Origin of the sequence: Stenotrophomonas sp. GD04145, from assembly GCF_029835135.1 — a bacterium.
Lineage (GTDB): Bacteria > Pseudomonadota > Gammaproteobacteria > Xanthomonadales > Xanthomonadaceae > Stenotrophomonas > Stenotrophomonas maltophilia_P.
The window spans coordinates 1-12,415 of record NZ_JAODZG010000030.1 but is presented as its reverse complement, the minus strand read 5'-3'; the positions used below and the strand labels follow the sequence as shown (position 1 = coordinate 12,415).

12 protein-coding genes are annotated in these 12,415 nt (G+C 66.0%); 6 read left to right on the top strand and 6 right to left on the bottom strand.

Features of this window, described 5'->3' with window-relative positions; genetic code table 11:
* Nucleotides 1–101: 101 nt before the first annotated feature.
* The 4 genes from N7367_RS13970 (at nucleotide 102) to N7367_RS13955 (ending at nucleotide 4,314) form a co-directional block, all read left to right on the top strand.
* Complete coding sequence (locus tag N7367_RS13970) at nucleotides 102–998, top strand: RNA polymerase sigma-70 factor (RefSeq protein ID WP_053516916.1); 897 nt, start codon at nucleotides 102–104, stop codon at nucleotides 996–998.
* Between the two features lie 36 nt (nucleotides 999–1,034).
* A complete protein-coding gene (locus tag N7367_RS13965; RefSeq protein WP_065181961.1) occupies nucleotides 1,035–1,484 on the top strand; it encodes a carboxymuconolactone decarboxylase family protein in 450 nt (149 codons plus the stop codon).
* Between the two features lie 120 nt (nucleotides 1,485–1,604).
* Complete coding sequence (locus N7367_RS13960) at nucleotides 1,605–3,455, top strand: ABC transporter ATP-binding protein (protein WP_279942607.1); 1,851 nt, start codon at nucleotides 1,605–1,607, stop codon at nucleotides 3,453–3,455.
* 79 nt (nucleotides 3,456–3,534) lie between these two features.
* Nucleotides 3,535–4,314 carry a ferredoxin--NADP reductase gene (locus tag N7367_RS13955; protein ID WP_053516913.1) on the top strand — a complete coding sequence of 260 codons (780 nt, stop codon included), beginning with the start codon at nucleotides 3,535–3,537 and terminating at the stop codon, nucleotides 4,312–4,314.
* A gap of 49 nt (nucleotides 4,315–4,363) precedes the next feature.
* Here N7367_RS13955 and N7367_RS13950 read toward each other — a convergent pair whose 3' ends face one another.
* On the bottom strand, nucleotides 4,364–4,855 hold the full coding sequence (locus N7367_RS13950; RefSeq protein ID WP_065181959.1) for a glutathione peroxidase: 492 nt from the start codon (nucleotides 4,853–4,855) through the stop codon (nucleotides 4,364–4,366).
* A 118-nt stretch (nucleotides 4,856–4,973) separates the two neighbouring features.
* Here N7367_RS13950 and N7367_RS13945 point away from each other — a divergent pair, with 118 nt between their 5' ends.
* Nucleotides 4,974–7,142, top strand: a complete 2,169-nt coding sequence (locus N7367_RS13945; RefSeq protein WP_053516910.1) for a M3 family metallopeptidase — start codon at nucleotides 4,974–4,976, stop codon at nucleotides 7,140–7,142.
* A 111-nt stretch (nucleotides 7,143–7,253) separates the two neighbouring features.
* Here N7367_RS13945 and cfa read toward each other — a convergent pair whose 3' ends face one another.
* The 3 genes from cfa to N7367_RS13930 form a co-directional block, all read right to left on the bottom strand.
* Nucleotides 7,254–8,369, bottom strand: a complete 1,116-nt coding sequence (gene cfa / locus N7367_RS13940; RefSeq protein ID WP_065175474.1) for a cyclopropane fatty acyl phospholipid synthase — start codon at nucleotides 8,367–8,369, stop codon at nucleotides 7,254–7,256.
* Between the two features lie 19 nt (nucleotides 8,370–8,388).
* A complete protein-coding gene (locus tag N7367_RS13935) occupies nucleotides 8,389–9,246 on the bottom strand; it encodes a DUF3298 and DUF4163 domain-containing protein (RefSeq protein WP_193396153.1) in 858 nt (285 codons plus the stop codon).
* Nucleotides 9,247–9,309: 63 nt separating this feature from the next.
* Entirely contained in the window at nucleotides 9,310–9,612 is a 303-nt protein-coding gene (locus N7367_RS13930) for a GNAT family N-acetyltransferase (protein ID WP_053516908.1), read from the bottom strand.
* A gap of 209 nt (nucleotides 9,613–9,821) precedes the next feature.
* Between N7367_RS13930 and N7367_RS13925 the strand changes: the two genes are divergently transcribed.
* On the top strand, nucleotides 9,822–9,983 hold the full coding sequence (locus N7367_RS13925) for a hypothetical protein (protein ID WP_164972342.1): 162 nt from the start codon (nucleotides 9,822–9,824) through the stop codon (nucleotides 9,981–9,983).
* 55 nt (nucleotides 9,984–10,038) lie between these two features.
* Here N7367_RS13925 and N7367_RS13920 read toward each other — a convergent pair whose 3' ends face one another.
* Together N7367_RS13920 and N7367_RS13915 are read right to left on the bottom strand one after the other, a co-directional pair.
* Complete coding sequence (locus tag N7367_RS13920) at nucleotides 10,039–10,665, bottom strand: rhomboid family intramembrane serine protease (protein ID WP_053516907.1); 627 nt, start codon at nucleotides 10,663–10,665, stop codon at nucleotides 10,039–10,041.
* 7 nt (nucleotides 10,666–10,672) lie between these two features.
* Nucleotides 10,673–12,238, bottom strand: a complete 1,566-nt coding sequence (locus N7367_RS13915) for an oligopeptide:H+ symporter (RefSeq protein WP_279942605.1) — start codon at nucleotides 12,236–12,238, stop codon at nucleotides 10,673–10,675.
* Between the last annotated feature and the right edge of the window lie 177 nt (nucleotides 12,239–12,415).

Below are 12,415 nucleotides of genomic sequence, written 5' to 3'. Positions count from 1 at the left end.
AGCTGCGGGTAGAGTCTGTGGGGTCAGAACCCTTTCCCGGGGAAAGGGTTCTGACCCCAAGCCCTTGTCACGCCCCTGCCCGCTGCGGCGTCCTTGCCCGCATGAACGCCGAAACCGCCTTCCAGACCCACCGTCCCCGCCTGATGGCCCTCGCCTACCGCCTGCTGGGCAGCCGCGCCGACGCCGAGGACGTCGTCCAGGACGCCTGGCTGCGCTGGTCCGGCGCCGACCCGGCCAGCGTCCGCGATGCCGAGGCATGGCTGGTCACCACCACCACACGCCTGGGACTGGACCGTCTGCGTGCGGCCAAGCGCGAGCGCGCGCATTACGTGGGCCCGTGGCTGGCTGAACCGATGGCGGTCACCCTGGAGCCCGACCCGGCGCCCGGCCCGGCCCAGTTGCATGCCCTGGCCGATGATGTATCGGTGGCCTTCCTGACCCTGCTTGAACAGCTCGGCCCGGAGGAGCGCGCCGCGTTCCTGCTGAAGGAAGCGTTCGACCACGACTATCGCGAGATCGCCGACCTGATCGGCCATAGCGAGGCCAACTGCCGGCAACTGGTGCACCGGGCCCGGCAGCGGCTGCAGGCCGGCCGGCCGCGCTTCAATGCCGACGCCGGCCAGCACCGGCAGTTGCTGGCACGCTTCATGGATGCGTCGCAGCGTGGCGACAGCGAGGCGATCCAGGCCCTGCTGCATGCCAACGCGCTGATGGTCTCCGATGGAGGCGGCGTGGTCACCGCAGCGGTGCGCCCGCTGCGGGGTGCCGAACGCATCGGCCGCCTGTTCTGGGCCATTGCCCGCCGCGGCGGCACGCACCCGGCCCGGCTGGGCTACGTCAACGGCGAGCCGGCGATCCTGGGCTTCGACGGCGATCGCCTGCATTCGGTCACCACCATCGAGGTGATCGATGGCCGCATCGCGCGCCTGTACAGCGTGCTCAATCCGGAAAAACTGCCCGCGGTTGTCACGCACGCAGACGCGGCGGCGTCCTGGTAAGAGAAGGCGGCCATCGGGGCCGCCGTGGAGCCCACGATGTCCAACCCCGCCTCACCCCGCGTTCCCTATACCCGCTTGGCCGCCAAGGCTTTCAAGGGCCTGCTCGATACCAGCCAGGCAGTGCATGACAGTTCGATCGATCCGACCCTGATGGAACTGGTGTTCCTGCGCGTGTCGCAGCTCAACGGCTGCGGCTACTGCATGGACATGCACGGGACGGCGCTGCGCAAGAGTGGCATCGAGCCGCGCAAGCTGGACACCCTGCCCGCCTGGCACGAAAGCCGCTTCTTCGATGCGCGTGAGCGCGCTGCGCTGGGCTGGGCCGAGGCCCTGACCCGGCTCACCGACGCCGCGCCATCGCAGGCAGCGTTCGATGCGCTGGCACCGCACTTCGATGAGAAGGGCATCAGCGACCTGAGCATGGGCATCGCGGTGATCAACGCCTGGAACCGCCTCGGCGCCGGCCTGCTGCCGCCGCTGCCCTGATCCACAAGAATGCGGGGCCTCGCGCAGCGCGGCTCCGCACCGGTGGCGCGCTGACGCGCACGCTCCCTGCGGGCGTCGCATTCATGCCTTCGCCACGGCTCCGGCGCGCACAATGGCGACATGCCTTCAGCCGAAAAGAAACCCAGCCTGCGCCAGCGCTTCAATGCGATGCGCAACGTGCCACCGTTCCTGCGGCTGGTGTGGAAGACCAGCCCCGCACTGACCCTGGTCAGCCTGGGGCTGCGCCTGATCCGTGCCCTGCTGCCGGTCGCCATGCTGTATGTGGGCAAGCTGATCATCGACAGCGCGCTGCAGCTGAGCCGGCACGACGCCGGCTTTCCGCCGCTGGGCGAGGCCCTGGCCAGCGGCCTGCTCAATCCGCTGCTCGGGTTGCTGGCCCTGGAGCTGGGTCTGGCCATCGTCTCCGACCTGCTGGGCCGGATGGTGGCCTACGCCGATGCCCTGCTGTCGGAGCTGTTCGCCAACGCCACCAGCATCCGGCTGATGGAGCACGCCGCAACGCTGGATCTGGAGGACTTCGAGGATCCGGACCTGCAGGACAAGCTGGACCGCGCACGACGCCAGACGATGGGCCGGATGAACCTGATGAGCCAGCTGTTCGGCCAGGTGCAGGACGCCATCACGGTGGTCAGCCTGGCGGTGGGCCTGCTGGTCTACGCGCCGTGGCTGATCCTGCTGCTGGCGCTGGCCCTGGTGCCTGCCTTCATCGGCGAATCGCACTTCAACGCCGCCGGCTACAGCCTGAATTTCCAATGGACGCCCGAGCGCCGCCAGCTCGACTACCTGCGCCAGCTCGGCGCCAGCGTGGAGACGGCCAAGGAAGTGAAGATCTACAACCTGCACCGCTTCCTGGTGGAGCGTTACAGGAGCCTGTCGGTGGCGCTGTTCAAGGCCAACCGGGCGTTGGCCCGGCGCCGTGCCTTGTGGGGCACCCTGCTGGCCGCGCTGGGCACGCTGGGTTATTACACCGCCTACGCCTACATCGCCTGGCGCACGGTGCGCGGCGATTTCTCGATCGGCGACCTGACCTTCCTCGCCGGCAGCTTCCTGCGCCTGCGCCAGCTCCTGGAGGGCCTGCTGATCGGCTTCTCGCAGGTGGCCAGCCAGGCCCTGTACCTGGACGATCTGTTCTCGTTTTTCCAGATCCAGCCGGAGATCCATTCGCGCGAGGGCGCCGTAGCCGTGCCGCAGCCCATCCGCCAGGGCTTCGTGTTCGAGAACGTCGGCTTCCGCTATCCCGATGCCGAGCAATGGGCCGTCCGCCACCTCGATTTCCAGCTGCATGCCGGCGAAGTGCTGGCACTGGTCGGCGAGAACGGTGCCGGCAAGACCACGCTGGTCAAACTGCTGGCACGGCTGTACGAGCCTGACGAGGGGCGCATCCTGCTCGACGGCCGGGACCTGCGCGACTATGACCTGGATGACCTGCGCGCCAATCTCGGGGTGATCTTCCAGGACTTCGTGCGCTACAACCTGAGCGCCGGGGAGAACATCGGCGTTGGCCAGGTCGAGGCGATGGCGGACCGGGAACGGGTTGCCGATGCCACGCGCCGGGGCATGGCCCAGGAAGTGATCGAGTCGCTGCCACGCGGCTACGACCAGCTGATCGGGCGTCGCTTCAAGGAGGGCGTGGACCTCTCCGGCGGGCAGTGGCAGAAGATCGCCATCGCCCGCGCGTGGATGCGCAATGCGCAGGTGATGATCCTGGACGAGCCGACCGCAGCGCTGGATGCGCGCAGCGAGTTCGAGGTATTCCAGCGGTTCAGGGAACTGGCGGACAATCGCACTGCCGTACTCATCTCCCATCGCTTCTCGTCGGTGCGCATGGCCGACCGCATCCTGGTGCTGGCCGATGGCCGGATCGAGGCCAGCGGCACCCACGAGCAGCTGATGGCCCAGGGCGGCCGCTACGCCGAGCTGTTCGAGCTGCAGGCCGCCGGCTACCGCTGAGAACGCCTCTCGTTCCGCCTAATGAGAACCTGTCTCATTTGAGATAGAATTACCCCGACGACTTCCAACAGATACGCCCATGTCTTCCGCTTTCGGCGCCGAAACGGTGCTTGAGGTCCGCCACTGGACCGATGCCTACTTCAGCTTCACCCTCACCCGCGACAGCGGTTTCCGCTTCGAGAACGGCCAGTTCGTGATGATCGGCCTGGAAACCGACGCCCGGCCGCTGCTGCGCGCCTACTCCATCGCCAGCGCGAACTGGGAAGAGCAGCTGGAGTTCTTCAGCATCAAGGTGCAGGACGGCCCGCTGACCTCGCGCCTGCAGCACATCAAGCCCGGCGACAAGGTTCTGGTAGGCAAGAAGCCCACCGGCACCCTGCTGATCAGCGATCTGCATCCCGGCAGGAACCTGTACCTGCTGGGCACGGGCACCGGCCTGGCGCCCTGGCTGTCGATCATCAAGGACCCGGAGACCTACGAGCGTTTCGAGAAGGTGATCCTGTGCCACGGCGTGCGCTACGAAAAGGACCTTGCGTACCGCGACTATTTCGAGAAGGACCTGCGTGAGCACGAGTTCCTCGGCGAGATGATCGGCGACAAGCTGTTGTACTACCCGGCCGTCACCCGCGAACCGTTCGCCAACCAGGGGCGCCTGACCTCGCTGATGGAAAGCGGGGAAATGCAGCGCACCCTGGGCCTGCCGGAACTGAGCCCGGAGAATGACCGCGCGATGATCTGCGGCAGCCCGCAGATGCTGGCCGACCTGCGCACGGTGCTCGACGCCCGTGGCTTCCAGGTCTCCCCGCGCATCGGCCAGCCGGGTCACTACGTGTTCGAGCGCGCCTTCGTCGAGAAGTGACCCGTAGCGCCGGGCCTGCGTCCGGCCCTGCTGCGGGAAGCGGCAGCCCTTACTGCCGGGACTGCAACGCTTTCTCGATGTCCCCGCGAAGGCTTTCCGGCTTGTCGGTCGGCGCGTAGCGTTTCAGCACCTGCCCGTCGCGTCCGACCAGGAACTTGCTGAAGTTCCATTTGATCGCGCTCAGCCCCAGCAGGCCGGTCTTCTCGGACTTCAGCCACTTCCACAGCGGGTGTGCACCGTCGCCGTTGACCTGGATCTTCTCCGACAGCGGGAAGTCCACTGCATAGGTCAGCGCACAGAAGCTGCGGATCTCCTCGGCATTGCCCGGTTCCTGGTGGCCGAACTGGTCGCAGGGGAAGCCGATCACCACCAGGCCCTTCGGGCCGTACTCGCGCCACAGCGCCTCCAGTCCCTCGTACTGCGGGGTGAAACCGCACTTGCTGGCCACGTTGACCAGCAGCAGCGCCTTGCCGCGGTACTGCTCCAGGGCCTGCGGCTGGCCGTCCAGGTCGGTGAAACCGAAATCGAACGCAGTGGTCATGGCAGATCTCCGCAATGGGGGGTTCCGATGGTATCCCCGCCCATGCCTTTCGACACAAGCCCGATCCCATTACCCCGGGTTAACCTCGGGCACTTGTCTGCCTTACCGGAGTACCGCCTTGACCACCCGCCTTGCCCTTGCCGTGGCCATGACCCTCGGCCTTGCCCTGCCCGCCTATTCCGCCGGCGCCGCCACCCCGGCTGCCAGCACCACCGCACAGCAGGCCAACCCGTTCTTCGCCGAAAGCCCGCTGGCACTGCACTATCCGCAGTTCGACAAGATCAAGGACAGCGACTTCGCTCCGGCCTTCGACGCCGGCATGGCGCAGCAGCTGAAGGAAATCGAGGCCATCGCCAACAACAAGGCCAAGCCGACCTTCGACAACACCATCATCGCCCTGGAAAAGAGCGGTGACATCCTTGACCGCGCGACCACCGTGTTCTTCGCCCTGGTCGGCGCGGACACCAACGACACCCGCAAGAAGCTGCAGGCCGACTACTCGGCCAGGTTCGCCGCGCACAGCGATGCGATCGCCCTGAACAGCAAGCTGTTCGCGCGCATCCAGGCGCTGTATGACACCCGCACGCAGCTGGGTCTGGACGCCGAAGGCGTGCGCCTGGTCGAGAAGTACTATGACAACTACGTGCGCGCCGGCGCCAAGCTGTCTGACGCGGACAAGGCGAAGCTGAAGGAAATGAACGCCGAGCTGGCCAACCTCGGTACCCGCTTCAGCCAGAACGTGCAGTCGGAAGTGAACGCTTCGGCGATCACCGTTGATGACGTGAAGGAACTGGATGGTCTGTCCAGGGAGCAGATCGCCGCCGCCGCCGAAGCCGCCAAGGCCCGTGGCCTGGATGGCAAGTATGTGATCACCCTGCTCAACACCACCGGCCAGCCGCCCCTGACCAACCTGGCCAACCGCGCCCTGCGCCAGAAGATCTACGAAGCATCGGTCAGCCGTGGCAGCCGCGGCGGCGAGTTCGACAACACCGCCATCGTCTCGCGCATCATGCAGCTGCGTGCCGACAAGGCCAAGCTGATGGGTTTTGCCAACTTCGCTGCGTACAACCTGACCAACCAGACCGCCAAGACCCCTGAGGCGGTCAACGCAATGCTGGGCAAGCTGGCCCCGGCCGCAGTGGCCAACGCCAAGCGCGAAGCGGCCGACCTGCAGGCAATGATCGACCAGGAGCAGAAGGCCGCGGGCAAGCCGACGTTCGCGCTGGAGCCGTGGGACTGGGCCTTCTACAGCGAGAAGGTGCGCCAGGCCAAGTACAACTTCGACGAGTCGCAGCTGAAGCCGTACTTCGAACTGAAGAACGTGCTGGAGAACGGCGTGTTCTTCGCCGCCAACCAGGAATTCGGCCTCACCTTCAAGCAGCGCACCGACCTGCCGGTCTATCACGATGATGTCACCGTCTACGACGTGTTCGACGCCGACGGCAGCCAGCTGGCGATTTTCCTGTTCGACCCGTACGCCCGTGCCTCCAAGCGCGGCGGCGCATGGATGAACTCGTATGTCTCGCAGTCGAAGCTGACCGGCTTCAAGCCGGTGGTGGCCAACCACCTCAACATCCCCAAGCCGCCGGCCGGCCAGCCGACCCTGCTGACCTGGGATGAGGTGACGACCACCTTCCACGAATTCGGCCACGCCCTGCACGGCATGTTCTCGAACGTGAAGTACCCGTACTTCTCGGGCACCTCGGTGCCGCGTGACTTCGTCGAGTTCCCCTCGCAGGTCAACGAGATGTGGGCCGATGACAGCGCCATCCTGAAGAACTACGCCAAGCACTACCAGAACGGCACGGCGATGCCGCAGGCACTGCTGGACAAGGTGATCGCCGCGGCCAAGTTCAACCAGGGCTTCGCCACCACCGAGTACCTGGGTGCGGCCATGCTGGACCAGCGCTGGCACCAGATCGGCCCGGACCAGGTGCCGGCCGCCAAGGACGTGATGGCCTTCGAGCGCGCCGCGCTGGAGAAGGACGGCATCTACTACGCACCGGTTCCGCCGCGTTACAAGACCCCGTACTTCAGCCACATCATGGGCGGCTACTCGGCCGGCTACTACGCCTACATCTGGTCGGAAGTGCTGGACGCCAACACCCAGAAGTGGTTCCGCGAGAACGGTGGCCTGAGCCGCAAGAACGGCGACCACTTCCGCGCCACCTTGCTGTCGCGTGGCGGCAGCGTCGACGCGATGCAGCTGTTCCGCGATTTCGCCGGCCACGAGCCGCAGATCGAACCGCTGCTGGAGAAGCGTGGCCTGACCGGCACCGGCAACTGATCGCCGGTACGCTGAACTGAAAACAGAACCGCCCGGGAAACCGGGCGGTTTTTTCGTTGTGGTTGGGGTCAGAGCCCTTTTCTGCGAAAGGGATCTGATCCCGCTCTGGCTTCATCGCGGCGCCACATAGCCTCCCGGCACACCTTCCGGCGACAGCACCAGCTGCCACAACTGCGCGTGCCGGCAACGGAAGGTCGCCATCGAACCGGCCAGATAGAAGCGCCACATCCGCCGGAAATGCTCGTCATAGCGCGCATCCAGCCGCGGCCAGGCCGCCTCCACGTTGCGCCGCCACGCCTGCAGGGTCAGGTCGTAGTCGGTGCCGAAATTGTGCCAGTCCTCCAGCACGAACCGCCCCTCGAATGCCCTGCTGATCTGCGCCGCCGAGGGCAGCATCGAGTTGGGAAAGATGTAGCGCGCGATCCACGGATCGGTACGATGCCGCGACACGTTGGTCCCGATGCTGTGCAGCAGCAGCAGGCCACGTGGCGACAGGCAGCGCCGCGCCACCTCGAAGAAACTGCGGTAGTTCTTGTCACCGACGTGCTCGAACATGCCGATCGAGAAGATCGCATCGAAGGGTTCGTCCAGCGCGCGGTAGTCCTGCAGGCGGATCTCGATCGGCAGACCGGCGCACAGCTCGCGCGCGAATTCCGCCTGCTCCTGCGAGATCGTTACACCGACCCCGCTGACTCCATAGCGTTCGGCAGCGAACTTCAGGGCCTCACCCCAGCCACAGCCGATATCCAGCACCCGCTGGCCGGGGCGCAGCCCCAGCTTGCGGCAGACCAGGTCCAGCTTGGCCTCCTGTGCGGCGTCCAGATCATCGGCCTGCCGCCAGTAGCCACAGCTGTACACCAGGCGCCGGCCCAGCATCGCCTGGTACAGATCGTTGCCCAGATCGTAGTGGCGACGGCCGACTTCGTAGCTTCCCTGCCCGGCCTGCAGGTTGAACAGGCGCGCCTTCAGCGCGTCGGCCACTTCCCGCCAGCCGTGCACCCGTTCGTCCAGATGCGCCTGCATGAGGTGGACCAGGAATTCGTCCAGGACGTTGGCGTCCCACCAACCATCCATGTAGCTCTCGCCCAGGCCGAGCGAACCGTGCGCCATGACCCGTGCGAAGAACCTCGGATCATGTACCTGGATGTCCTGTGGCCGGGAGCCGCCAATGCGGACCCCGGCTTCGTGGAGCAGGCCGCTGACCCGCTCCTGCAACCCTGTATCCACGCCCCCTCCTCGTCTGCGCTCAACCGCGTGCGAACAGCTCCACGTAATCCTTGGCCACGTGCGGCAACAGCACCGCCGCCGGCACATCGGCGGTCTGCGTTCCATCCGAGTATGGACCCACCTGGTAGGGCGGGAAAACAAAGCGCAGCGCGGTGATCTGCCCCTTGTCGTCGGTCAGCGGCTGGAACTGGCTGAAATTGTCGGGCTGCGGGCCGGTGCCATCGGCGATCATGCGCGATGCATTGCGCAGCGACTCCTGCAGCTCGGCCGGCTCCATGTCCTCGCCGCTGAGGCGTGTCGCCACGCGCTCGCGCAGCTGGTCCGCGACGAAATCGCTGATCGCCTTCCAGCCCTTGCTGTCGGTCACAAGCTTGTCGGCGCTGAGCATCTGCTGTTGCTCCGGCAGCCAGACGAAACGTGCCACCAGGGGTTCGCCGTGGGCGCCGCCGGTGTAACGGCTGCCATCGGCACTCACCACCACCAGCTGCGGCGTCTCCAGCACCTTCTCGAAGCTCAGCGAGAGTTCGTAGGGCATGGTCGGCTTGTCGTTGCCCAGCCCATCGAGCGCCTGCTGCAGCTCGCTGCGGGCCGTGGTGGCGTAGTCCTGGAGCGCACGCGCCAGGCCCGGATAACGGTCGATGCCTGCCGGATAGCTGATGCCCACCACCTCGCGTTCGTTGTTCTCGATCACGTCGCGCAGGTCGAGCGGTGCTTCCGCAGCGGGCGCCTCGCCCGTGGCGGAGGCATCGACCGCCGGCGCCGCGTCGGCCACCGGTGCCGGGGTTTCGGCTTCACGCTGGCAGCCCGCCAGCAACAGCACGCCTGCCACACCGGCCAGCACGCTTCCGCGCAGCAGCCGGTTGTTTCCAATCTTCATCGGGATCCCCTGTTCATGTTCATCCATCATCGCCCGCCCTGGCTTAAGCGTAGCCCGCTGGCGTCATCCCGCCAGAAGGTCGTGATACTCCTCATGCCGCTGCAGGAATGCCTCGGCGTAGGCACACGCCGGCACGACCTTGTACTTCTGCTCCCGCGCGAACCGCAGCGCCACGCGGGTCAACTCGCCGGCGATGCCCCGGCCGGCGATCGGCTCGGGCACCTCGGTGTGGGTGATGACCATGCGTCTGCGCTTGATCTGGTAATCGAGCACCGCCACCTGTCCACGCACACGGGCAGTGAAGCGATGGTTGGCCTGGTCGTGATCGACCTCGTAGGCCAGACCGGGGGGCGTGACCGAAGCCATGGGACTGTCTCCTGCGGCGACTGCGTGGATGGTGCGCAGCCGGGCGCCATGATCGCGTGAAGCCTGAACAGGGGCAAGTCCAGGCCCTCCACGTCAGTTTGCGACCCTAAAGCTGGAGCGCCCGCGGCCGCTATCGCCTGCGGAGGGGTCCGGCCACGCTGGCACGGCCCTTGCGACCGTAGACCGTGCGACTGCCGTGGAGGCCCCCGATGCACCCCAGCGATTCCCATTCCGATACCGACCGCGCCCTGCTGGAGGGCCTGCTCCAGCTCGCCGTGGAAGGCCAGACCGACGAGCAGGCCTTCCAGCGTATCGGCGAGGAAGTCTTTGCCCGCCTGCTGGACACCTACGGCCAGCAGACCCGGGCCTGACCACGAGCGGGGGCCCTGCCCCGGGGTCGGATCCAGCGGATCTGACCCCAACCCCTCAACCGCCGCCCAGGCGGAAGGTCGGGTTGGACAGTTCGCGCAGGAAGTGGGTGAAGATGCTCGGCTGCATGGCCAGCATGAAGATCACGCCGAATGCCGCGCCGGCCAGGTGCGCGCTGTGGTTGATGCGGTCGCCGCCGCGCTTGTCCATCCAGATGCTGTAGCCGACATAGAACGCGGCGTACACGATGGCCGGTGCGGGGATGAAGAACACCAGGATGATCGACCACGGCTTGATCAGGATGAAGGCGAACAGCACCGCCGACACCGCACCCGAAGCCCCCAGGCTGAGGTAGTTCGGATTCTTCTGGTTCTTCAGGTAGCTCGGCAGGATCGAGACCACCAGCGCGCCGATGTAGAACGCCGGATAGGTCAGGTAGCTGCCGGTCAGCTGCACCATCACGCTCTCGATGAATCCCCCGAAGAAGAACAGGGTGATCATGTTGAAGATCAGGTGCGACCAGTCCGCGTGGATGAATCCATAGGTCACCAGCCGGTCGTACTGGCGGTGGCGGTCGATGGCCGGTGGCCACAGGATCAGGCGGTCGGCCAGCGCGCGGTGGTTGAACGCCCTCCATGACAGGATGGCGGTGATGGCGATCAACAGCAGATTGACGGGGGTCATGTCAGGCTCAGGCAGCGCGGTAGTTGTCGACCATACGATAGCGTTTCGCGTACCAACCGAAGGCCAACGCCGCGACGAAGGCGAAGCCGGCGAAGAAGAACATCAGGAACGCCGCCTCGCTCAAGCCGGTGCCGGCGATCTGGTGGGTCACCGTTTCGTTGCGTACGGCCGCATTGGACAGCAGCACCCACAGGTTGCCGATGGTGGTGGTCAGGTTCCAGAAGCTCATCACCACCCCCTTCATCGCCTGGGGCGCCTGGCTGTAGGCGAACTCCAGGCCGGTCGCGGACACCAGGACCTCACCGAAGGTCAGCAGCGCGTACGGCAGGATCTGCCAGAAGATCGACATGGCATTGCCGCCATCCATCACCACCTGGATGCTGCCGACGACGATCCAGGCCAAGCCGCTGAAGGCGATGCCGGCGGTCATCCGGCGCAGCGCGGTCGGCTCGAAGCCGAAGCGGCGCAGGGCCGGGTACAGCACCAGGTTGTTGAACGGGATGAGGATCATCACCAGCAGCGGGTTCAGCGCCTGCATCTGCGAGGCGGTGAACCAGCTCGGCATCTGCATCTGCTGTCCCTGCAGCACCCAGGTCGAGGCCTTCTGGTCGAACAGCGAGAAGAACGGCGTGGTCAACGCGAAGATCACCAGCACGCGCAGCACCGAACGCACGCCCTCCACGGCTTCGGCCGGATGGTGCGCGCGGGCGCGGTCCAGCTGCAGCCATGTGCCGCCACCGACACCGGCCAGAATCGCCACCAGCGCAAGGCACAGGCAGATCACGATGCCCAACGAGCCGACCAGGCCGAACGATGCCACCGCCAGCACCAGGCCGGCCACGGCGATCGCCAGGCCCGGACGGCCCTGGCCCGCCACCCGCGCGGTCAGCGCCGTGCGCGCCACGTTGGCGAACGAATGCGGGTCCTTCGGCGGCAGCGGCACCAGTACGTAGCGCTTGCGGCCAAGCCAGAACACGAAGGTCGCCACGAACATCAGGATGCCCGGAATGCCGAACGCCCACTGCGGGCCCCAGTTCTTCAGCACCAGCGGAATCAGCAGCGACGCAAACAGCGAGCCGAAGTTGATGATCCAGTAGAAGGCATCGAACACCAGCTTGGCCAGGTGCTTGTTGCTCTGGTCGAACTGGTCACCCATGAACGAGGCCACCAGCGGCTTGATGCCACCGGCACCCAGCGCGATCAGGCCCAGGCCGAGGAAGAAGCCCTGGCGGCTGTTCTCGAACAGCGCCAGGCACAGGTGGCCGGCGCAGTAGACCAGGCTGAACCAGAGGATCGTGTGGTACTTGCCGAAGAACCTGTCGGCCAGCCAGCCGCCCAGCAGCGGGAAGAAGTACACGCCGATCATGAAGCTGTGCATGATGTCCTTGGCTTCACCGGCACGGCCTTCCGCAGTGATTTCCTGCAGCAGAAGCGAGGTGATCAGGAACTGCACCAGGATGTTGCGCATCCCGTAGAAGCTGAACCGTTCGCAGGCCTCATTGCCGATGATGTACGGGATCTGGCGCGGCATCTTTCCCTGGCCGGCGATGGGGGCGACTGCGTCGTGGCTCATCCTGTAAGGCATTCCTGCAAAGCGAAAGCCGCAAGGTTACCGGAACCTGCGGGCTGGAAGCACGCTGCGGGGCTGCATGACAGCGCCGCCGATCCGTGGCAGGCGGTACCGGTGCCCTGCCGGAAGTCACGGCACCTGCACGACAAAAGCGTAAACTTATCGTTATGCGCGCCCTCG

Excerpts from the sequence above, each read along its gene's own strand:
- N7367_RS13970 (WP_053516916.1), top strand. The coding sequence starts at position 102 with ATGAACGCCGAAACCGCCTTCCAGACCCACCGTCCCCGCCTGATGGCC.
- N7367_RS13965 (WP_065181961.1), top strand. The coding sequence starts at position 1,035 with ATGTCCAACCCCGCCTCACCCCGCGTTCCCTATACCCGCTTGGCCGCC.
- N7367_RS13960 (WP_279942607.1), top strand. The coding sequence starts at position 1,605 with ATGCCTTCAGCCGAAAAGAAACCCAGCCTGCGCCAGCGCTTCAATGCG.
- N7367_RS13955 (WP_053516913.1), top strand. The coding sequence starts at position 3,535 with ATGTCTTCCGCTTTCGGCGCCGAAACGGTGCTTGAGGTCCGCCACTGG.
- N7367_RS13950 (WP_065181959.1), bottom strand. The coding sequence starts at position 4,855 with ATGACCACTGCGTTCGATTTCGGTTTCACCGACCTGGACGGCCAGCCG.
- N7367_RS13935 (WP_193396153.1), bottom strand. The coding sequence starts at position 9,246 with ATGAAGATTGGAAACAACCGGCTGCTGCGCGGAAGCGTGCTGGCCGGT.
- N7367_RS13930 (WP_053516908.1), bottom strand. The coding sequence starts at position 9,612 with ATGGCTTCGGTCACGCCCCCCGGTCTGGCCTACGAGGTCGATCACGAC.
- N7367_RS13925 (WP_164972342.1), top strand. The coding sequence starts at position 9,822 with ATGCACCCCAGCGATTCCCATTCCGATACCGACCGCGCCCTGCTGGAG.
- N7367_RS13920 (WP_053516907.1), bottom strand. The coding sequence starts at position 10,665 with ATGACCCCCGTCAATCTGCTGTTGATCGCCATCACCGCCATCCTGTCA.
- N7367_RS13915 (WP_279942605.1), bottom strand. The coding sequence starts at position 12,238 with ATGAGCCACGACGCAGTCGCCCCCATCGCCGGCCAGGGAAAGATGCCG.